Raw genomic sequence first — 20,625 nt, 5'->3', positions numbered from 1 at the left:
GAGCATTTAGACGGTTAGGGGACGGGATGCAGCGGGATCGCGTGGCACGTGCGGCGCTGACGGCGCAGGCGGTGTCGTTCGGCTTGAACTTCTCGGCGGGTGTCTTCTTCGCGCCGGCGTCCGCCGCTTACGGGCTGTCCGCCGCGACGCCGGCGATCGCGGCCGGGATCGCCATCGCGCTGACCGGCCTGGCGCAGCCATGGGTGGGCGTGCTGCTCGACCGGGTGGGAGCGAGGCTGGTGCTGCTGACCGGACTGACTCTGATCTCCAGCAGCTACGTGGCCTTGGCGGCCGTCCAGCAGACCTGGCAGTTCATCACCGCCTACGTGGTCCTCGGCGGGCTGGGCTTCGCGGCCTCGTCCAGCCTGGCCGTCACCACGCTGATCGGCCACCGGTACGGTGACCGGGCCGGTCCGGCCCTGGCCCGCGCCTCGGTGGGCATCAACCTCGGCCAGCTGCTCGCCCCCTGGGCGGCGACCCTGCTTCTGGAGCCGGTCGGTGTACGGGGGACGTACCTGGCGCTCGGCCTCACCGGCCTGGTGGTCACCGCCGCGCTGGCGGCGATCCTGCCCCGGGACGAGCGCGGGCGGAACGTCCCCGCACCGGCCACCGCCGCTCTGCGCGGCAGAGGCCGTGTGCTGACGTCCTTCGCCCTGCACTCGGCGTCGCTGTACATGCTGGTCCTGCTGCTGCCCAAGTACGCCACCGAACTGGGCTGGTCGGCCACGCACGCCGGCCGGCTGATCACCCTCAGCGCTCTCACCGCGGGGCTCACCTCACTGGCCACCGCCCGGCTGCTGCACCGGTTCGGCCCCGAGCCGCTGCTGCGCACGCTGCACCTGGTCCGCGCCGTGGCGCTGGTGCTGGCGGCCACCGCGACCGAGCCGGCCGTCCTCGTCGCGGTGGCGGTGATCTTCGGCACGGCCTCCTTCACCGTGATCCCGCTGACGATGACGCTGCTGACCCGCGGCCTCGACCCGGCCCGGCTCGGCCGGGCACTGGCCCCGGCATGGCTGATCCACCAACTCTCGGCCGGTGCCGCGCTGGCCTTGGCCGCCGCCGTCCACGCACTGTCCGGCAGCTACCGGGGCGGCTTCGCCCTCGGCGTCCTGCTCAGCCTCACCGCCGCGGCGCTGGTCGCGCCCGCGGCCCACCGACCCGTGGCGACCGCCACGCGATCCCGCTGAACACCGCGAAAGGAAACAACGCGATGACCACCCGGCACCACACCATCGAGATCCAGGGCCTGGACGTCTTCTACCGGGAGGCCGGCGACCCGGCCAACCCCACGCTGGTACTGCTGCACGGCTTTCCCACCAGCTCGGCGATGTTCCGCAACCTCCTGCGCGACCTCGCCGACGACTACCACCTGATCGCGCCCGACCACATCGGCTTCGGCCAGTCGGCGATGCCCGCGGTCGGCGAGTTCGACTACAGCTTCGAGAAGCTCACCGAGATCACTCTGGAGCTGCTGGACAAGCTGGGCCTGGAGCGCTTCGCCCTCTACATCCAGGACTACGGCGCACCGATCGGCCTGCGCATCGCCAGCCGTCACCCGGAACGCATCACCGCGATCGTCACCCAGAGCGGCAACGCCTACATGGAGGGCTTCACCCCGTTCTGGGACGTCCTGTTCGCGCACGCCAAGGACCGCTCGCCCAACGAACCCGCCGTCCGCGAACTACTGGAGCCGGACGCCACCAAGTGGCAGTACACGCACGGCGTGCCCACCGACCGGACGGACCGGCTGTCCCCCGACACCTGGACGCTCGACCAGGCCTACCTCGACCGTCCCGGCAACAAGGAGATCCAACTCCAGCTGTTCTGGGACTACCAGTTCAACCTCGACGGCTACCCGGCCTTCCAGGAGTACTTCCGCACCCACCGCCCACCGGTCCTCGTCACCTGGGGCGGCAACGATGAGATCTTCGGCCCCGACGGCGCCCGCGCCTACGCCCGGGACCTGCCGGACGCCGAGATCCACATCCTCGACGCCGGACATTTCGCGCTCGAGACGCACGGCCCCGAGATCGCCGCCCACATCCGCGACTTCCTCGGCCGCACCCTGCGCTGACGCGGACACCGACGACCCGAGCAACTGATCCGCCGCTTCTGGCGGGGGCCGCCCCCTAGGACGAGAGGGACGGCCCCCGCCAGCCCCATTCCGTTGGTGGCCTTATGAGATGTTGAAGTTGGGGCGCAGCACCGCTGTGGCGGTCGTGCGGACTCCTGACTCCACGAGGGGACCCTGGTTTCCGCCGATCGTGCTGAGCCTGCCCTGGCCGAGGTTGCGGACCACGATGTTGATGTGGGCGTTGTCGCCGTAGATGGCCAGGTCCCCTGGTGGTCCCCGGCGCAAAATCTGCTCGGCTACGACCGTCCGTCGGGTCGCGGCGAACGCAGGCCGGAAACCGGAGCGCGGGCCTGCGGGCCGCGACCATTCCTGGAGCCTGTCAGGACAGCATCATCCGTGACGCTGCTGATCAGCGCGACGGAATTTTAATGGGCGGCGAGCAGCTCTTTTGTTTCCTCGCCGACGTGGCGTGGGGACGCCGCCGAAGTGGTGGACGCACTCCACCCGCCCGGCGCGGTCCGACTGTTCAGATCGCCGGAGTGGTTCCCGGCTGCGGCCCTTCGGCGAGCTCGGCGAAGCGCGGGAAATGCTCGTCTGGAAGGGGGCTGCCCACGGTCAGGCCCAGCGGGTCGGTGACGGGGTGCGCGGGGCCGGCCGCCAAGGTCAGGTCCGCGTCCACGTAGATGATGACGTGGGCGATTCGAGGGTCGCCGGTGAAGTTTGGCGTGGCGCTGTGGGCGAGACGGGAGTTGTGGAATGTGCAGTCGCCCGCGCGCAGGGGAACCGTGACGCGCCGTTCCCACAGCAGTTCGGGCGCCACGGCGAACATGTCCGCATGGTCGGACAGATCCTGTGGTCGCAGGCCGTCGAGGTGCTGGGAACCCGGGATGAACGTCATGCAGCCGCGGTCGACCGGCACGTCGACCAGCGCCACCCAGGCCGAGAGCGCATGCCGCGAACCGGCGTGCGGCCAGTACGGCTGGTCCTGGTGGAACTCCGTCGCGGCCCCGTTCCTCGGCTCCTTGATCAACAGCTGGTCGTGCCACAGCCGCAGCGGGATCCCCGCCAGCCGGGCGGCGATGGCCGCCAGGGCGGGGTTCAGGGTGAGCTCGCGCAGCGTCTCATCGTGACGCCACAGCTGGAGCAGTTGCGTGAAGATCGTCCCGTCGTGGTGGTCCCGGACGGTGGTCCGGGCCGCCATCGCGGCATCGGCGAACCTGGCCGCCTCGGCCCGGGAGATCACTCCGGGCAGGTGGACGAAACCGTCACGGCGATACGCTGACACGGCGTCCTGGGAAAGGTCGTCCGGAGTGGTGTGCCGTTCGTCACTGGCTGCGGTCATGGCTGTCTTCCCTGCTTTCTGGGGGTTGCCGTCTCGACAACTGTCGCCGCTGCCTCCGACGTGCGGCTAGCACGAGATCCCGACAGGCGTAGCACGATCTTGACGAGGATCCATGGAGGGGAAGTCCGATGCATCGCGTGCGGCATGCGGAGGTGTTTCCGCCGGGCCGGCCGCCCATCGCCGCCGAGCGGTTCGAGCTGCGGAGCGACACCGCCTCTCACAGCCATGACTTCATCGAGCTCGCCGTCGTCGCGGGCGGCACCGCCACGCACGTCTCGGCCGCGGGCGAGCAGCCTCTCGTCCGCGGCGCGGTGACGATGCTCCGTCCGGGCGACTGGCACGGCTACCGCGACTGCGACCGCCTGACCGTCTACAACCTGTATGTCAGCCCGGAGGCCTTCCGGCACGAGCTGGCCTGGATGCGCGCCGCCCCGCACATCGGCCGCTCATTGCACATCGCCGGCCGATCCGGCCGCCCTGCCGGTCACCCGCTGCGGCTCGACCCCACCGCGCTGCGAGTGGTCGAAACCGGCCTGGCGGAAACCGCGGGTGAGCCCGGTTCCGATCCGGCCCTTCGTCCCGGACCGGTCTACGCGGTGTGGGTGGGGATTCTGCTCTGCCTTCTCGGCGGCGTAGAGGCACATGGCTCCACGAACGCCCCCAGCGAACGAACCGACCACGTCCACCCCGCGGTATTGGCCGCGGCGCAGTTCTTGGAGAGCGATATCGAGCGGGCGTGGAACCTGGACGAGCTCGCCTCCACGGTGAACTTGTCGCCTCCCTACCTGACTCGTATGTTCACCGCGCATCTCGGAGTTCCGCCCATGACCTATCTGGGCAGGCTGCGAGCAGAGCGCGCGGCGGCCCTCCTCATCGAGACCGATCTGTCCGTGGCAGCGATCGGAAGGCTCGTCGGCTGGCACGATCCCAACTACGCGAGCCGCCGGTTCCGGCACTTCTTCGCCCTCAGCCCGGCCGCATACCGCACCCGATTCCGTCCCGGCGGGCATTAGGCCGGGTGGCAGCAGGGCCTTACTCGGTTCGGCAGTAGTGAGAGGCGGGACATTTCGTAACTGGACAGGGTTTCGGACAGCTGTCCATTTCGGGTACCGTCGAGGCCCGGTGCGGGCGGAGGGAGACCGTGGTGGACGACCTGCCAGAGCTCGGTTGCTACGGGCTGGCCGGGCATTCGGGAACCCCGCGCGACCTCCTCGGCGAGGTAGCCGATGCCGAGGCCATGGGGCTCGGCTCGGTGTTCCTGTCGGAGCGCTTCACCACCAAGGACGCGGCGGTGCTGGCGGGAGCCGCGGCGGCGGCCGGCACCCGGATCGGCATCGCCACCGCGGCCACCAACCACAACACCCGCCACCCCCTGGTCACCGCGACGTTCGCCACGACGATGCACCGGATGTCCGGCGGCCGGTTCGCGCTCGGCCTGGGGCGGGGCTTCGACATGCTCTTCGATGTGATGGGCCTGAGCCGCGTCACCCAGGCCCAGCTCGACGACTTCATCGGCATCATGCGCCGGCTGTGGCGGGGAGAGGCGGTCGTCGGGCACGACGGTCCCGCCGGCGGCTACCCGTACCTCAGCCAGGACTCCGCGTTCCGCGAAGACATCCCGATCATGCTCGTGGCGATGGGCGAGCGCACGCTGGAGTTCGCCGGCCGGGTCGCCGACGGGGTCGTCCTGCACACCTTCTTCACCGACCAGACCCTGGCCCGGGCGGTCTCCTCGATCCGCCGGGGCGCCGCGGCGGCGGGCCGCGACCCCGCTTCGGTACGGGTGTGGTCGGTCCTGGCCACGGTCGGCGACCATCTGGACGAGGAGGCCCGCCTGCGCAAGCTGGTCGGCCGCCTGGCCACCTACCTGCAGGGTTACGGGGACCTGCTGGTCCGGGTCAACCGCTGGGATCCGGCCGACCTGGCCCGTTTCCGCGCCGACGACCTGGTCGACGGCTACCCCGGGGCCTTCGACGCGCTCGCCACGCCGGACGAACTCCGCCACCTCGCCGGGCTGCTTCCCGAGCATTGGCTGGAGGCGGCGGCGACCGGTTCTCCCGAACGGTGCGCGCGACGCGTCCTCGCCCAGTTCGACGCCGGTGCCGACAGCGTGGTCCTGCACGGCGCCACCCCCTCCGAGCTGGCCCCCGTCATCGACGCCTACCGGGCGGTGCGACCCGCCGACCGGTTCGAGGGACTGCCCCGCAACCCAGGCCGCGCCCGGTTGGGGGACTCGTGAGCGGCGGCGGAGCCGCCCGGCTGAACGCCGCCTGGCTGAGCGAGGTGCTCGGCGCGACGGTGACGGACGTCGTTTGGCGGCCGGTCGGGACGGGGCAGATGAGCGGCTGCTTCCGAGGCGAGCTGACCGGGGAGGGGGTGCCGGCGCGGCTGGTGGCCAAACTCCCGGCGGCCGACCGGGCCGCGCGGGAGATGCTCAAGGGCATCTACCGGACAGAGGTCCGGTTCTACCTTGACCTGGCCTCGACGGTCGCCGTGCGCACCCCGGCCTGCCCGTACGGGACGCTCTCCGAGGACGCCACCGACTTCGTCCTGCTCCTGGAGGACCTGCACCCCGGCGCGCAGGGCGACCAGCTCGCCGGTTGCACCGCCGGCGAGGCGCTGGACTGCGTGGTCAACCTGGCCGGACTGCACGGTCCCCGCTGGTGCGACCCGACCCTGCTGGATCTGGACTGGCTGCACCGCACCGGCCCGGAGGACGGCGACGGAGTGACCGGCGCGTTGGGCCCGGCCACCGAGATCTTCATCGACCGCTTCGCGGACCGGCTGGCCGCCGAGGACAAGGCGACCCTGCGAGCCGTCGCGCTCCAGGCCGGACCGTGGATCACGGCGCGGCCGGAGCGCTTCTCCCTCGTCCACGGCGACTACCGGCTCGACAACATCATCTTCGCGGCCGGGGGCGGGCCCGGCGTCGCCGCGGTCGACTGGCAGACCCTCACCGTCGGCCTGCCCGCCCGCGACCTGGCCTACTTCCTGGGCACCGGCCTCACCGTCGCAGACCGCCGAACCCACGAGCGCGACCTGGTCACCGCCTACCACCGCGCTCTGGCCGGCCATGGCGTGACCGGTTACTCCCTTGAGCAGTGCTGGGACGACTACGCCTTCGCCTTCCTCCAAGGCCCCCTGATCACCGTGCTCGGCTGCGCCTACGGCAGTCCCACCGAACGCGGCGACGAAATGTTCCTCACCATGGCCGCCCGTTCCTGCACCGCGATCCGCGATCACGGCTCCCTCGGCAAGGTTCCGTCCGGGGTGCCGTACGGTACCTCCGAGACCGGCTGACCGCCGGCCCGCTGATCCAGTGTCGGGCCGTTCAGCGGGCGTCTCGAACCGCGCGACCGGAGGAGCCGATGCTGGGATGACGGCAGAGCGACCGATGCCCACACAGGACGACGTGCTCGGCTACTTCAACACGCTGTCGAACTGGGGACGGTGGGGCGACGACGACGAGCTCGGCACTCTGAACCACATCACCGACGACGTCCGGCTGGCGGCGGCGCGGGCGGTGCGCCACGGCAGGAGCGTGTCGTGCGCATGGGAGGTCGCCGTACCGGGAGACATGGAGCGGTCGACGACGACCTGCCCGTGCGCCGCCGACATGCCAGGTTCCGAGAACATGCCGGCGCCCTTCCACAACGACCGGCGCTGGGGCTTCTCGTCCGAGCGGCTCGGCATCACGTTCCACGGCAACACCCTCACCCACGTCGACTCGCCGTGCCACATCTTCTGGGACGGCGACATGTACAACGGGCGGTCACACTCGCTGGTCGACGCCGCAACGGGATCGGGCTGGGCGGCCGTCACGGCGGCGGCGAACGGGATCATCACGCGTGGCGTCCTGCTGGACATCGCGGGGGTCCGCGATGTGCCGTGGCTGGAACCGGGGGAGGGGGTGTTTCCCGAGGACCTGGAGGAGGCCGAGCGGCGCCAGGGCGTGCGGGTGCGATCCGGTGATGCGGTTCTCCTGAGGACCGGCTACGGCCGCGTCCGGCACGAGACCGGTCAGTCGGGCGGTTTCAAGCAGGCCGGCTGGCACGCGTCCTGCCTGCCGTGGCTGCGTGAACGGGAGGTCGCGCTGATCGGCGCCGACACGCCCCAGGACGTTCAGCCGTCGGGGTACGAGGACGTGCTGATGCCGGTTCACGCGGTGAGTCTCGTCGCGATGGGTCTGTGGCTGCTCGACAACTGCGACCTGGAGGCGTGTGCGACGACCGCCGCCGAGCTCGGCCAGTGGGACTTCCAACTCGCGGTCGCGCCGGTCCGCTTCGCCGGGACGTCCGGCAGCCCGGTCAACCCGATCGCCACGTTCTGACCGCGGGCCTCGCGGCCCGGCAGGCTTCTGGAGCGACGATCTGGTGCCTCGGGTGAAGCCGGGAGTTCCTTCACCGGGGCGGCGGCTTGCCAAGTGTGCTGCCGGAATGGTCTGCCGATCCCCGAAGCCGATGCAGGAGCTCCGGCTGAGCCCGACCGTGCGCCCCCAGGCCCGGTAAATGCGTTGCGGCGTCCGGAACGGGCGGGCATGCTGGGGCGATCGAGCGGCGACGAACGCTGCCTGGACTAAGGAGGGCTGACGAATGGCCGTCACTGTGCTGCGGCGTGTCCGCATCAGTCCCGCCTTCTTGTTCAGGAGCGCATCCGTTGTCTTCCGAGTACGAAACCTCTGATACCTACTCTGACCTCGACTTCCGCTCGTCCGGTTTCGCCGGTGACGAGCCCCGGCCGGGTCCGGCCGACTCCTTCGCCTTCGAGTTCCACTCGGTCGACGAGGAGCTGGGCCCGGATCAGCGGTGGTCCACCTGGCTGGACGTCGAGCGCGGCTCACGCGGCCCGGAACCACGCCCCTCGTGGGTCGTCACGGAACAGGCCGCGATCGATACGGAGCTCGGCATCCTCAAAACCGGCAAGGAAGCCGACGTCTTCCTGCTCGAACGGGCCGTCGAAGCCATCGGCGACAACCCGGCGAAGTCCTCGCTGCTGGCCGCGAAACGGTACCGCACCGAGGAGCACCGGTCCTTTCACCGCAGTACGTCGTACGTCGAAGGCCGCCGTACCCGCAACAGCCGCGACCGTCGGGCGATGGCGAAAAAGACCTCGCACGGGCGCAGTGTCGCGGCCGGTCAGTGGGCGCACGCCGAATGGGACGCCCTCAACCGATTGTGGAAGGCCGGCGTGCCGGTGCCTTATCCCGTGCAGGTCGACGGCACCGAGCTGCTGATGGAGTTCATCGACGACGGCGAGGGCGGCGCCGCGCCCCGGCTCGCCCAGGTCCGGCCGTCCAGGGAAATGCTCGGTGTGTACTTCGAGCAGCTCCGCGACGGCATGCGTGAACTGGCCCGCGCGGGGCTCGCGCACGGCGACCTCTCGCCCTACAACGTCCTCGCCCAGGCCGAGCGGATCGTGATGATCGACCTGCCCCAGGTCGTCGACATCGTCGGCAACCCGAAGGGCATGGACTTCCTGATGCGCGACTGCCACAACATGGCCACGTGGTTCACGAACCGCGGGCTCGAGATCGACGAACAGGAACTGTTCGCCGACCTGCTCGCGATGGTGTTCTGATCGCCGTCAGCCGGCTCCCGGCCCGAGGTGCGACCCCGGGCCGGGAGGCCGGCCGGACTCTCTGCACGAGCTGCGGCAGTCCACCCGGCGCGAGCCGCCGGTCCGCCGGTGCCCATGGCCGGACGTGGGCCGACATGGCCGCGAATCCGGATGATCCACCGGGTGCGGTGTGCATCAGTTGGACGCGGGAGCCACGTACTTGTAGCAGGTGAGCCACGTGGTGTCGATGTCCACCGATGCTCCGGCCGCTGCGTAGGCACCGGCGAGCGCGCTCTCGTTCTGCAGGACCCAGTCGGCCGGCTCGGGGAAGTCGGCGTTAACGGTTTTGACCAGCTTGCCGTCCAGGTAGAACCGCAGCGAGCCCGGCACGATCTCTGTCGAGTAGGTGTGCCACGAGGTCCACGCGGTGCCGGGCGCCACGTCGGCGCTGGACTCCTTGAAGCCGTGCGTGAAGACGCTCACGGGGTCGCTGGAGAAGTTCCCGCCCGCCTCCGGATAATCCACCTCGTTCGGCGTGTAGCGCAGGTGGGCCATCTTGAAGCCGGGGGTGCGGGTGCGGACGACGAACCGTTCGGTGAACTTCCCGTACCGCAGGTTCATGCACTTCCGGGGAACCAGGGCGGCCACGGAGTTGACGGACCCGTTGGAGGTCATGTGGACCCGCATCTGGCCGTCCCCGTTGGACGCCGTGTAGACGCTCACGGCCTTCTCCGGCCGGTAGTAGCCGCCGAACGTCCGGCCGCCGTTCCCGTCCGCCCCGCTGGTGGCGGTGTCCGGCCAGCCCGAGGGGTATGCGCCCAGCGTGTCGTAGTAGTGCGGGTAGGCGGTCTTCAGCCCTTCGCAGCGGAAGTCGCCGTCACCGGCGCACGTGTTGAACGCGCCCGCGGGCACGTCGCCGCCGTTGAAGTTCTCCGCGTAGAGCTGGACGAAAGGACCGCAGTCGCCGACGGGAGTGTTGTTGTTCGTCACCGCACATGCGTCCTGCGAGGGGAATGTGTCGGCGGCCGAGGAGACTCCGGGAGCGAGTGGCACGCATACGAAAGCCGTCGCCAGTACGGCGACGGCCCTTCGCGCCATCAGAGTGGGGGTCATCCGGCACACTATATAAGCCGGATGATCAATGGTCGCCGGTCTTTCCCAAGAAGTATGCGCGAATTCAGGACCGCGGCGGCAGTACGTGAATAGACGGACTGCGGAGCTCTGAGCCGACGTGTCCATTGCCAGCTCAGAACCTTGTGGGATGGCCATCACCGGGCCGAATCGGTCAGTGCGGGTTGAAGCTGCCGTACGTGCCGCGGTGGAACAGCCGCTCACCTACACCGTCGCCCCCAACGCCGCTTTCTGGGTGATGGACGGCCTCGGCGCGCCGTTCTGGCCGTCGGCGCTCGCGGCGGCGGTCGCCGTCAGCGTGCTGCTCGAAGCCGGCGTCTACGAGCCCGTCGCCCGCCGCGCCGCCGACCGCGCCATGCTCGCCGTGCTGGTGACCTCCATCGGCGTCAGCACCGCCGGCATCGCGCTCCTGCAGTTGAAGTTCGGGACCAGCAGCCTGCCCTTCCACGGGCCGGACGTGGTGCAGCACCGGCTCGGCCCGGTGCGGATCTCCGACTTCGACCTGGCGCAGACGGCCACCTGCCTGGTCCTCGTCGCCGGGCTCGCCGCCTTCCTGGCGTTCACCCCGATCGGCCGCTCGATCAAGGCAGTCCGCAGCAACCCGTGCCTCGCGGCCGTGCTGGGGATCGGGGTCCGCCGCGTCAACCTCGTCTGCTTCGCCGTCGCTGGGCTCATCTCGGGCGCCTGCGCCCTCTGGTACGGCCTCGCTCCAGCCCGAGCAGGCGTTCGGGTTCCCGCTCGCCATGACCGTGTTCGCGATGGTCGTCGTCGGCGGCAACGCCAAGGACGTGAGCGGCCTGGTTGCCGGCTACGGCCGCAAGGAGGTGCTGCACGGTGTCGGCCTCCGCGTCGAGGCGGGCGAGATCGTGACCCTGATGGGGCACAACGGCGCGGGCAAGACGACCACGATCCGGGCCGTGCTCGGCGCGGTCCGCCCGCGCGCCGGGACCGTCCGGATCGCCGGCCGGGACACCGCGCGCCGGCCCGTCCGCAGGGCCGTCGCCCTGGCGCCGCGATGATCCCGTCGGAGCGGTTCGTGTTCCCCGACCTGTCGGTGCACGACAACCTGCTCCTCGGCGCCGCGAACGCGCCGTCCGGGACGAGCACGGCGGAGCGCCTCGCGACCGTCGGCGAGCTGTTCCCGATCCTCGGCGAGCGCGCGAAGCAGGCGGCGGGCACGATGTCCGGCGGCCAGCAGCGGATGGTCAGCCTGGGCATGGCGCTGATGGCCCGGCCCCGGCTGCTGCTGCTGGACGAGCCGTCGCTGGGCCTCGCCCCCTCGGTCGTGGAGGCCATCTTCGAACGCCTGCGGCGCCTCGCCGGCGACGAGGGCCTCGGCATCCTGCTGCTCGAACAGAACGTCAGGCAGGCACTGAAGATCGCCGACCGCGCCTACGTCATGCGCTCGGGCCGCGTGATCCTGGAGGAGACCGCCGAGCGGATGCGCGACCGCACCGACTTCTGGGACCTCTTCTGACCGGCCCGGCCGGAGCGCCGGAGAGGCCTCCTCCGCGGTGACCGGTTCCTGTCAGCCGGCCCTTCTTGCCGGGTTCCGGATGTTGCGGAGATGATGATCAAAAGCATCGGAGCCGCTGGTCATCGGAGGCAGGAATGCTCGCCAGGCAGTTCGGCTACGCGGTCTCGCCCGAGCCGGCGGCGATCGTCACCCCGTCCGTCCTCGGGCAGCTCGACAAGGCCGCACGCATGAACCGCGCGCTTTCGATCATCTTCTCGGTGTGCGGTGCGGCGATGGCGGTCTTCGCGATCCCGGTGCTCGGGGACGAACTCTCCCCTTCCGGCCTTGTGGGCGGGGTGCTCGCAGGGGAGGTCGCCCTGCTGGTCATATGGCTGATCGCGAGGAGCCAGGAGCGGGTCCGCGGCCCCTACGGTGAGGGCCTGACGGGACCGGAGGCGCACCGGCTCAGACGAGTTCTGACAGAGCAGCCATGGCAGGTCTGGCCGTGCCGAGTGGAGCTCGTCCGCGACTACGCGAACCCCGCGGCGCTGGTTCATGTGTTCCTTCTGGACCCGGACCAGAACGTGGCGGGGGTGATGAAGACCCGGCTCCAGCGCGGCACCTGGAACTCCATGACCGACGGCTACGGGGTGCTGTGGTTCGCCGGAGATCTGAGGTTCGGTGGCGCGCTCGCCCATCCGGCCGATCCCACTGACCCGACGGTGTCGTACGCCAGCGTTGTCCCGCAGCAATCCGCCACCGCGTCGCCTGGCGATTCCGTCCTCATGGAGGAGCTCCAGCGACAGGCGATCGGATGGACGTTCGGCCAGCTCTGACTCCGCCACCGGACGAGGCGGTCCCGGTGGCCCCGGCCCTTGTGGGGCCGGGGCTCTCGGGTCCGGCTCACCGGAAGGTGTGTTCCATCTCGCCGATTCCCTCGACCCAGGTGCGCTCGGTTCCCTCGCCGCGGGAGGCACCCGCTTCCAGGCGGCCGCGGGCATCGACGACTCGCCGCGACGGCACGCCGACGACATCCTGCGCGCCCTCCTCGCGGCCCGCGACAACGCCGCCTTCGTCGCCGAGGCCCGCGTCGTCGACCTCGTCTCGAAGGACGGCGAGGTCACCGGCGTCGTCGTCGCCAAGAGCGGCGCCTTGCGCGCCGCGATGGTCTGGGACGCCGCCGCGATGGCCGCCACCCGCGAGTCGGAGATGATGCGCGAATGCCTCGCCGCCGGCGCCGTGCAGGACCGCGCCACCCTCGGCGACCTCGCCGCCTCCCTGCACCTGACGGCCGAGCAGGCCGATCGCGCCCTGACCCCGCTGCCCGGCCGACGGCGGCTCACCGCCCCCTACCATCTCGCCTGGGTGACCCACGGCCTGCTCGCCACCCAGGGCGGGCTGGTCATCGACCCGTCCGGGCGCGTCCTGGACGAGGCGGGCGCGCCGATCCCCGGCCTGTACGCGGGCGGCGGCACCGCCTGCGGTCTGGCGGGCCCCCACTCCGACGGCTACCTGTCCGGGAACGGGCTGCTCTCCGCCTTCGGCATGGGCTGGATCATCGGGAACCGCCTCGCCGAGAGGACCACACGGCCACAGGTCCGGTGAACGAGCCGCCCCGGAGCGGCCAAAGACGATGCGGGGTGACCAGGAAGTGACCGGGGCGATAGCGCCCTGGGGGAACGTGGCAGCGTCCGGATCGAACCTGAATCACGACGGAGACCATGATGCGCAGATCCAACCGTGACCTCACCGCACGCTCCGAGCTCGTTACCAGTTCCCCCGCCCGCGGTTCAGGAAGCCGCCGGTACACCGCTCCGGTGGCCCTGGCCGGCGCCGTGCTGGTCCTGGCGGCCGTCCCGGCAGCCGCGACGACCGCCGCCGGCCCGCCCGGCCGCACACCCGCCCGCGTGACCGCCGCAACGGCCGGAGCAGCGGAGCCCTGCATCAGGACGGTCCGCGTGTACCGAGACGATGAGGGCTTCTGGCACGGGGTCGGCTACAACTGCTCCCTGTACGGGGGAAATCGCTCTCTCCGGTATGCCGACGGCATGAACTACAGCCAGTGCGCCTTCGTGGAAGGAAAGTCCTTCCACGACTGGATCATTCCTGACTGGGCGGCCCAGGGCCCGATCACGATGGTCTCTTACTGCGTCTAGCGCGAATTCACAGCCCAAGGGGGTTGCCTGATCTCAGCTCCGCAGGTCAGTTCAGTCGGCAACCCCCTCACCGGGTGTTCAGTCCGAGTTGGGCCACACCAGCACCCCGGGGCCGTCCGGGGTGATGACCGGAACCCACGCCTCGTCGACCTCGCGCATCCTGCTCTCGTCCAACCTCAAGCCGTGCGGCTGCTCGGTGTCGCCGTCGCAGGCCCAGTAGCGGACAGCCCCAATGATCGCTCCTAGCCTGGTCCAGGCATCCTCTGGCCAGGTGTGGTTCCAGGTGCCGGCACCGCGGAAGTCCTTCTCGAACAGCGTGCGCAGTGCGCTCAGTGCGTCACGGCTCGCCAGCGGCACCAGGAAGCCCTCCACCTGCCCCTGCCGGTTCACGTTGCCGCCGTACTGCTGCTGATAGATCACTCCGGTCTTGGCCTCCACCACCACGTACAGCCAGCCGCCGCCGATGGTTCCGTCAGGATCGAAGCAGACGAAGCGTGGAGAGTCCATGGCGGCCATCTTCCGAGCTGTCGATCACGAGGTCAACGGCGTTCCGCGAGACCGCCGGGTCCGGCCGCCCTGCCCGCTGCCGCACGGCCGTTGCGGCGATTTGCTGGGAACGGTGTCGGACGACCCATTTCGGGGTGGTCCGCCGACATAGGATCGGGGCACGGGGCGGACGGGGAGAGGGTCGTTCTTTGGGGCTGGTCGACGGTGCCGGGGAGGCCGGTGACTTTCCGGTGGCATTGCGGGAGAAATTCCGGCCGATCCGGATCGAGGCGGTCGGCGCCGAGTCGGTCGTCCATCTGGCGGAGCCGCTCCACGGCGGGTGCGCGGGCGCCGACCTGGTCGTCGTCAAAGTTCACCGGGACTCCCGGCTGGAGACCGACCAGCTCGTCCTGCTGGGGCGGCTGGAGGCCACCCGGCACGTCCCCCGGATCCACGATCACGGGAACCTCGTCGTGGACGGCGCCGAGGTCGGCTGGATGGCGCAGGAGTACTGCGCGCACGGTTCGCTGGACGCGCTGATCCGTGACGCCCTTCCGCTCGGCGACGCGGAACTGCGGGCGATCGTCGCCGAACTCGCCGAATGCCTCAACTTCTGGCTGGGCGCGATGGGGTTGACGCACACGGACGTGAAACCGGCCAACATCCTGGTGCGGTCCCGGAATCCCTACGAACTGCTGATCGGTGACTTCGGGGGGATAGCCCGCAATGTCAGGGTCCATGGGCGGGATCCGGGCGGGCTGCTGACCACCTGGGCCTACGCCGCGCCCGAGACCGCGCGGGGCCGCCGCGGCGCTCCTGCCGCCTGGTGGGCTCTCGGGATCATCGCCTACCAGCTCCTCCTCGGGCGGACGCCCTACGAGGGGACGCCGTCCGCGCGGGTGCGGGAGCTGCTGCGCGCCGGGCGGCGGCCCGCGCTGGACGCCGTGACCGACCCGGAGTGGCGGCGGCTGATCGACGGGCTGCTCGTCGTCGACCCGGCGCGGCGCTGGACGTACGAGCACGTGGTGGCGTGGGTCGCGGACGAGCACCGGCCGCCGCGGTTCAACGGCCGTACCTACCGGGACGTCCGCGGTCTCGCCGACGACCTGGAGCGGAACTGGCGGGACGGCGCCGCCTGGCTGGCCGGCAACGGCGGGCGGCTGGCCGACTGGCTCGTCCGGCAGGGCGCCGACCCCGCCGACGTGCGGTACCTGCGCGGGCTGGGCGGCGACCGGGCGCGGCGGGCGCTGATCAGGCTGACCGCGCAGGTCATCCCGGACGTGACGCCGCGCTACGAGGGCCGTCCGATCGACGCGACGGGGCTGCTCGGACTTGCGCGGGGCGGCCCCGCCGACCGGGAGCTGCTGCGGGACGTGGTGGACGGCGGCGTGTTGGCCGACGCGGCCCGGCACCGCTGCGGTCATCCCGGCTGCCGGGGGCGCTGCGCCGTCCTGGACCGGGTGCACGCGGACGTCCCGGAGGTCGTCGCGCGGGCGGAGGGGAAGCTGAGCTGGCTGCGCGGCCGGGTCGTGCGCGGTCGTCCGGGCCGGCCGCCGGCGGAGCTGCCGTCCGAGCGGGAGTGGCCGATGCTGTGGGCGTGGGCGGCGGAGCTCACGCTGCTCGCCGACGCCGCGGAGCGGGTCCGGGCGCTCGCCGCGGCCGTGCCGCGCGAGGTCCCGTGGTGGCCGGAGCGGCTGCGGCTCGCGGAGGCGGCCGACCCCGCCACCGTGGAGGGGCGCGCCGACCTCGTGGTGGCGCAGCTCCTGGCCCCGCACGCCTGGCGCGCCGCGAGCGGGCTCGGCCCGCACCGGCGCTGACCGCCCCCGGCGGCGGGCGGGCGCCGGGGCGGCTCACAGGTACTGGCCGGGCTCCTCGGTGTCGATCCGGGGGACCAGCCCGGTCGCGCTGAACAGCGACAGCAGCGGGCGCAGTACCCGGGTCGGGCGGAAGTTGCGGTGGGGGAACACGCCCTCCTCCGGGATCGGCGGCACGCCCGACGCGGACGCGAAGTGGAGCGTGGTGGGCGAGCCCGAGTGGAACGGTGCGAGCCACAGTTCGGCGCCGTGCCGGTCCAGGAACGCGTAGGCGGCCTCGTTCTCGTCCTCGACGGTGCGCAGGTCGCCGAGCACCGTCTCGTCGTCCCGCGCGAGCCAGTGCGCGACGGTGCCGTCGAGTTGGGCCAGCATGTCGGACTTGGCGACGACGATGGCGCCGGGCGGCAGCAGGCCGTCGCGGGACTGCCGGGTGTGCAGGAGCTGGGTGATCGCGTGCGTGAAGCCGGGGTCGGGCACCCACGGGTTCCAGTCGTCGCCGGTGCGGAGCTGCTGGCCGTCCGCGACGTAGAGGATCGCGTCGGCGAGGCTGAGGAACGGGGTGTCCTCGTACTCGTACCGGTGGTAGTGCTCGCCGGGGACGTCGAAGAACCCGACCGCGTGGGTGCGCCCGGTGTACTCGCTGGACACGCGCAGCGCGTACACGAACTCGGCGCGCGCGGTGCGGCGGGTGGCGGGCAGGACGCGGCGCTGCTCCAGGAACGGCCGGATCCGGTCCTCGTAGAACCGCTGCCGCAGGTGCCCGTCGAGCGGCTCGATGCGCAGCTCCGGCGCGAGCATGGCCTTGCGCCGTTCGAGCTGAGCGATCATCGCGGTGAGCAGGTGGGTCTTGCCGGCCGCGCTGGCGCCGACCAGCCCGATGATGAGCGGGTCCAGGTCGCCGTAGTCGGCCGGGAGGGAGTGCGGGTCGCCGTCGCCGTGGCACTGCCGCATCGCGCCGAGCGTCCGGTGCCGCCAGCGGACCTCCGGCTCGTCCGGCGCCCGCGTCAGCACCTCCGGCCCGTCCGGGGTGTTCTTGACGAGCGGGACCTCGCCGTAGTCGGACCAGTCGATGTGGTTCAGGCAGTACGGGCAGAGCGTGCGGGCGCGCGGCTCCGGGCCGGGGTACGCGGCCGGGCCGGGCTGCCAGGGCGGGGCGATCATGTCACAACACCACCATGAGAATGAGGACGACTAGGACGAACACCACGGGCCACACCAGCAGGGGGTGCGGTCTGCGCCTGCCGTCGTCGGCGACGCGGAACGGGAAGTCGCGGGGCAGCGAGGGGACGCCGATCCCCTGAGGCGCGCCCGGCCGTCCGGTTCCCGGCCCCGGTCCCGTGCCCGGTGCCCGTTGGAAGGACGGCTCTGACCCCCTGGACGGGTGCGCGGGCGCGCCGTGCCTCCGCTGGCCCAGCCACTGCTTCTCCCTCCGGTAGTTCTCGATGGCGCGCGAGCCGGCGTCCGTCGCCGGGGGCGCCGGGGGCGCCGGCGGCTTCGGCGCGGCCTGTTCCGACGGACCGGCCTGCGCGGTGCGCCTCGTCTGCCCGGGCCGCGCGGGACGGGCGCCGGCGTGGATCTCCACGGTCCGGGTGTCGTCGTCCTCGGGAGCGTCCTGCTCGGTGGGGGAGTCGTGCCCGGCGGGCGCGTCCCGCTCCGTCGTGTCGCCGGAGGGCGGCCATCCCTCCATGCGGGCCAGCACCTCCGCGGCGGTGGGAACCTCCTCGTCGAAGACGGGCCGGAGCACCATGCCGAGGTCGGGGTGGTGCCGGATCAGCCAGCGCAGCTCGCCCTCGTCGGCGGGCCCCGCGCCGTCCGGCCCGAACGACGACTCATCGCCCGACGCGAGCCAGAACAGCAGCCCGGCCGCCGCGCGCACGTCCCGCGCCGCCCGCAGGTCGTCCGGCTGGCCGACCGCGTTGCCCAGGTCGGCGATCTGCAGCCCCCTGCCGTCCCACAGGAGCATCCCGGGGGACAGCTCGCCCAGCGCGTAGGCGTTGTCCGCGAGCACCCGGAGCGCGGTGAACAGGTCGTGGGCCGGCCGCCGCAGCCGCTCGGAGGTGAGGGGCGGCGTCCCGGCGAGCGGACGGCCGCGCCGCGTCTGCACCAGCCGGGCCGGGGCGTCGGGGGAGTCGACGTCGAAGCCGAGCAGCGTCCCGAACTGGTCGGCGCGCACGTCCTCCATGCGGAGGCCGCCCCAGACGGCCACCTCGTTGCTCAGCACGCGCTTCCCCATGGCGCCGGTGGCGACCTTGTAGACGCACTCGACCTCGGCGCCGCCGCCGGCGGGCCGGACCGTGCCGTAGTGGCTCTTGTAGCGGGCGCCGACGCGGCTCCCCTGGTCGAGGGTCAGCGCGAACTCGGCGCGGCCCTCGCCGGACGGCGTTTCGAGCAGTGCGATTTCGGTGGTCACCCCGTCACGTCCCTGTGTCGATCAGTTCTGGTAGAAGAAGACGACGAGCTGGACCGAGCCGTCGCCCTCCCCGCCCGTCCACGCGGCCCGGTAGATCGCCTCGCGGAACCGGGGGTTGCCGGACTTGACGGCCTTGGCGGCGTTCTTGCCGAGGGCGACGCCGCTGCCGGTGTCGTTCCGCGCGCCGTAGGCGAGGAAGAAGCCGACCTGGAGCTTCTGTTCGAGCTGCCGGAGGCAGGCGCGGCGGGCGCCCTCGCGCCGCATCTCGTCGCCGTACAGCCAGGACGGGTGCTCGCCGCGCAGCGCCTCGTCGACCTTCTTCAGCAGGTCGGCGCGGGCCCCGCCGGAGCCGGACAGGAGCCCTTCGGCCTGCACCGGGATCAGGAAGTCGCAGAAGTCCTGGCCGAGGACGCGCGGGCCGGACGGCCGCGGCTTCTTCTGCTCCGGCAGGCCGGTGGTGAGCTCCGCGCGGGGCTGCACCGCCATGGCGACGAGGAACAGCACGAGCATCAGGTCGGCGAACAGCCAGCCGGCGAGGTGCGCCGCGCCGAACCGGGAGGTCCGCCGTCCCCGCCGGGCCGCGCGCCCCCTCGCGGGCCCGGTCACCGGTGCGCACCGCCGTCGTGCCGCACGTAGGCGACGAACTCGCGGGTGTCGTCGACGAGGTACTCCAGCTGTTCGAGCGCCTTCGACAGCCGGTCGGTGCCGACGGAGAGCCGGGCGACCGCGTCGGCGAGCACCGCGTTGCCGGCGTCCTGGTAGTGCTGCGCGGCCTCGGCGTGGTCGGTGGTGGCGAGCGTCGCCCGCTCCACCTGCGTCACCATGGCGGCCAGTTCGGCGCGCAGCTCGCGCTGCCCGGCCGCGATGTCGTCCTGCAGCTTCCGGAAGCGCTCCAGCGTCTCGGCGGGCGCCTGCATGCCCGCGATCGCCCGTTCCAGCGACTCGGCCTTGTCGATCCAGGTCTGGACGGCGTCCTCGATCCGCTTGCCCGTGCTGCCCTCGAGCGCCGCGCGGACGTCCTCGGCGGTGCCCGCGAGGCGGCCGATGAGCCCGCCCACGCTGGTCTCCATCCGCTGCACCAGGGCCTGGAGGTCCCGGTAGGTGACCTGGCCGTTCCGGGAGCCGGACAGCAGGTGCGACGCGAGCGCGACGTCCTGCGCGATCTGCACGCGCTCGGCCTCGTAGCGCGGACGGTCGAGGAGGTTCTCGCAGGTGGTCACGACGGCGGTGAACCCGATGACGACGAGGACGGTGAGGACGACCCACCACGCGGTCTCCGACAGCGGCGCGAAGTCCTGGACGCCGCGCCGGATGTGGTCGGGGTCGAACGAGCCCGCCTGCCAGCCGAGCAGGAACGAGCCCTCGCTGTGGGCCCGGCCGTAGGCGTTCAGGGCGTCGTGCAGCTTCCACCAGGTGACGACGATCGGCGCGAAGACGAGCACGTTCTGGAAGAACCGGCCCCAGAACAGCGTGGTCTCCAGCCACCGGCGCGGCGCCGGGTCGGGCAGCAGCGCGTCCGCCGGGTAGGCGGTGACGAGGTCGACGCCGGTCGGCGGCGGTCCGCCCGCCGGGTCGAGGTCGTCGGCGAGGCGCTTCAGCAGGGCCGGACCGCTGGCGGCCTCCCCGGGGGAGTCCCGCAGCGCCCGGTCGGCGTACCGGTGGAACCGCGCGCTGATGCCGCTGAGGATGTCGTCGGAGGTGAGGGGTTCGGTCGGGCTGATCGTCACTCCAGGCGCCATCAGGGGGTCTTTTCTGTCGTCGGTTGCGGGGACCGGCCGTCGCCGGACGGCGTCCCGCCCTCGCCGGCCGGCTTGTCGGGGCCGGTCGTCTGGGCGGTCGTCGGGGCGGCGGACGGCACGACGGTGACGGTCACGGTCGGGGTGACCCGCCGCGGCGGGGTCTCGTCCGAGCCGCCGAACAGCAGGAGGCAGAGCAGGACGACGATCCCGAGGCCGGCCACCGCGATCGCCCACTCCTGGACGGTGCGGTCGGCGATCCAGACGACGATCGGGTGCCGGTCGTCGTACGGCGGCTCCTGCTCCGGGCCGGACGCGAAGTGGTCCGGGCGCGCGGGCGGCGGGTCGAACGAGAAGTGCTGCGGCGGGATCGGCGGCTCGGGGAGCGGGGGCGCGGTGCGGGCCGGGCCGTCCCCGACCGGCCGCGTCGGGTACGCGTGCTGCGGGCGCCCCGCCTGCGGCAC

Annotated in this window: 21 protein-coding genes and 2 pseudogenes; 14 read left to right on the top strand and 9 right to left on the bottom strand. The window is 71.8% G+C overall.

Features of this window, described 5'->3' with window-relative positions:
• Positions 1–26: 26 nt before the first annotated feature.
• Complete coding sequence (locus tag AB0K37_RS06250; protein ID WP_363975625.1) at positions 27–1,187, top strand: MFS transporter; 1,161 nt, start codon at positions 27–29, stop codon at positions 1,185–1,187.
• A 23-nt stretch (positions 1,188–1,210) separates the two neighbouring features.
• Positions 1,211–2,074 (top strand): alpha/beta hydrolase, encoded by an 864-nt coding sequence (locus tag AB0K37_RS06245; protein WP_363975622.1) that lies wholly within the window; start codon positions 1,211–1,213, stop codon positions 2,072–2,074.
• 102 nt (positions 2,075–2,176) lie between these two features.
• Here the strand turns inward: AB0K37_RS06245 and AB0K37_RS06240 are convergent, their stop codons facing one another.
• Positions 2,177–2,359, bottom strand: coding sequence for a hypothetical protein (locus AB0K37_RS06240; RefSeq protein ID WP_363975620.1), 183 nt, complete (start codon positions 2,357–2,359; stop codon positions 2,177–2,179).
• Positions 2,360–2,600: 241 nt separating this feature from the next.
• Positions 2,601–3,416 (bottom strand): phytanoyl-CoA dioxygenase family protein, encoded by an 816-nt coding sequence (locus AB0K37_RS06235; protein WP_363975617.1) that lies wholly within the window; start codon positions 3,414–3,416, stop codon positions 2,601–2,603.
• A 128-nt stretch (positions 3,417–3,544) separates the two neighbouring features.
• On the opposite strand from AB0K37_RS06235, the gene AB0K37_RS06230 reads away from it, so the two are divergent.
• The 5 genes from AB0K37_RS06230 (at position 3,545) to AB0K37_RS06210 (ending at position 8,993) form a co-directional block, all read left to right on the top strand.
• Positions 3,545–4,429: an AraC family transcriptional regulator gene (locus tag AB0K37_RS06230; RefSeq protein ID WP_363975614.1), complete on the top strand. Its 885-nt coding sequence runs from the start codon at positions 3,545–3,547 to the stop codon at positions 4,427–4,429.
• Positions 4,430–4,560: 131 nt separating this feature from the next.
• Positions 4,561–5,655: a TIGR03857 family LLM class F420-dependent oxidoreductase gene (locus AB0K37_RS06225; RefSeq protein ID WP_363975611.1), complete on the top strand. Its 1,095-nt coding sequence runs from the start codon at positions 4,561–4,563 to the stop codon at positions 5,653–5,655.
• Positions 5,652–6,716, top strand: a complete 1,065-nt coding sequence (locus AB0K37_RS06220; protein ID WP_363975608.1) for a phosphotransferase — start codon at positions 5,652–5,654, stop codon at positions 6,714–6,716. The genes AB0K37_RS06225 and AB0K37_RS06220 overlap by 4 nt, the downstream gene beginning before the upstream one ends.
• Positions 6,717–6,810: 94 nt before the next feature.
• Entirely contained in the window at positions 6,811–7,746 is a 936-nt protein-coding gene (locus AB0K37_RS06215) for a cyclase family protein (RefSeq protein ID WP_363975605.1), read from the top strand.
• 326 nt (positions 7,747–8,072) lie between these two features.
• A complete protein-coding gene (locus AB0K37_RS06210; protein ID WP_363975602.1) occupies positions 8,073–8,993 on the top strand; it encodes an RIO1 family regulatory kinase/ATPase in 921 nt (306 codons plus the stop codon).
• Positions 8,994–9,167: 174 nt separating this feature from the next.
• On the opposite strand, the gene AB0K37_RS06205 is transcribed toward AB0K37_RS06210, so the two are convergent.
• Positions 9,168–9,962 (bottom strand): hypothetical protein, encoded by a 795-nt coding sequence (locus AB0K37_RS06205; protein ID WP_363975599.1) that lies wholly within the window; start codon positions 9,960–9,962, stop codon positions 9,168–9,170.
• 271 nt (positions 9,963–10,233) lie between these two features.
• Here AB0K37_RS06205 and AB0K37_RS06200 point away from each other — a divergent pair.
• From AB0K37_RS06200 to AB0K37_RS06175, 6 genes and pseudogenes are all read left to right on the top strand, one after another.
• Positions 10,234–10,752: pseudogene (locus AB0K37_RS06200) on the top strand (hypothetical protein); the annotation flags it as partial.
• A 94-nt stretch (positions 10,753–10,846) separates the two neighbouring features.
• Positions 10,847–11,122, top strand: a complete 276-nt coding sequence (locus AB0K37_RS06195) for an ATP-binding cassette domain-containing protein (RefSeq protein ID WP_363975771.1) — start codon at positions 10,847–10,849, stop codon at positions 11,120–11,122.
• On the top strand, positions 11,119–11,580 hold the full coding sequence (locus tag AB0K37_RS06190) for an ATP-binding cassette domain-containing protein (protein ID WP_363975768.1): 462 nt from the start codon (positions 11,119–11,121) through the stop codon (positions 11,578–11,580). The genes AB0K37_RS06195 and AB0K37_RS06190 overlap by 4 nt, the downstream gene beginning before the upstream one ends.
• Positions 11,581–11,714: 134 nt before the next feature.
• Positions 11,715–12,395 carry a hypothetical protein gene (locus tag AB0K37_RS06185; protein ID WP_363975596.1) on the top strand — a complete coding sequence of 227 codons (681 nt, stop codon included), beginning with the start codon at positions 11,715–11,717 and terminating at the stop codon, positions 12,393–12,395.
• Between the two features lie 79 nt (positions 12,396–12,474).
• The gene (locus tag AB0K37_RS06180) at positions 12,475–13,164 is read left to right on the top strand and encodes an FAD-binding protein (RefSeq protein ID WP_363975593.1); all 690 of its coding nucleotides are present in this window, start codon (positions 12,475–12,477) and stop codon (positions 13,162–13,164) included.
• Between the two features lie 212 nt (positions 13,165–13,376).
• A complete protein-coding gene (locus AB0K37_RS06175; protein ID WP_363975590.1) occupies positions 13,377–13,715 on the top strand; it encodes a hypothetical protein in 339 nt (112 codons plus the stop codon).
• A gap of 78 nt (positions 13,716–13,793) precedes the next feature.
• Here the strand turns inward: AB0K37_RS06175 and AB0K37_RS06170 are convergent, their stop codons facing one another.
• The gene (locus tag AB0K37_RS06170; RefSeq protein WP_363975587.1) at positions 13,794–14,222 is read right to left on the bottom strand and encodes a DUF6210 family protein; all 429 of its coding nucleotides are present in this window, start codon (positions 14,220–14,222) and stop codon (positions 13,794–13,796) included.
• 230 nt (positions 14,223–14,452) lie between these two features.
• On the opposite strand from AB0K37_RS06170, the gene AB0K37_RS06165 reads away from it, so the two are divergent.
• A complete protein-coding gene (locus AB0K37_RS06165) occupies positions 14,453–16,018 on the top strand; it encodes a protein kinase (protein ID WP_363975584.1) in 1,566 nt (521 codons plus the stop codon).
• Positions 16,019–16,051: 33 nt separating this feature from the next.
• Here the strand turns inward: AB0K37_RS06165 and AB0K37_RS06160 are convergent, their stop codons facing one another.
• The 5 genes and pseudogenes from AB0K37_RS06160 to AB0K37_RS06140 all read right to left on the bottom strand — a co-directional run.
• Positions 16,052–17,176, bottom strand: coding sequence for a hypothetical protein (locus AB0K37_RS06160; RefSeq protein ID WP_363975581.1), 1,125 nt, complete (start codon positions 17,174–17,176; stop codon positions 16,052–16,054).
• A 1-nt stretch (position 17,177) separates the two neighbouring features.
• Positions 17,178–18,425: a hypothetical protein gene (locus tag AB0K37_RS06155; RefSeq protein WP_363975579.1), complete on the bottom strand. Its 1,248-nt coding sequence runs from the start codon at positions 18,423–18,425 to the stop codon at positions 17,178–17,180.
• Between the two features lie 21 nt (positions 18,426–18,446).
• The gene (locus AB0K37_RS06150) at positions 18,447–19,031 is read right to left on the bottom strand and encodes a hypothetical protein (RefSeq protein WP_363975576.1); all 585 of its coding nucleotides are present in this window, start codon (positions 19,029–19,031) and stop codon (positions 18,447–18,449) included.
• Complete coding sequence (locus AB0K37_RS06145) at positions 19,028–20,164, bottom strand: hypothetical protein (protein WP_363975573.1); 1,137 nt, start codon at positions 20,162–20,164, stop codon at positions 19,028–19,030. The genes AB0K37_RS06150 and AB0K37_RS06145 overlap by 4 nt, the downstream gene beginning before the upstream one ends.
• Positions 20,164–20,625 (bottom strand): annotated as a pseudogene (locus tag AB0K37_RS06140) (hypothetical protein); the annotation flags it as partial. The gene AB0K37_RS06145 and the pseudogene AB0K37_RS06140, both read right to left, overlap by 1 nt.

Source organism: Actinomadura sp. NPDC049753 (assembly GCF_040674655.1).
Lineage (GTDB): Bacteria > Actinomycetota > Actinomycetes > Streptosporangiales > Streptosporangiaceae > Spirillospora > Spirillospora verrucosospora.
Note: the sequence above shows the minus strand (reverse complement) of the source record. Positions and strands in the feature narration are given on the sequence as shown.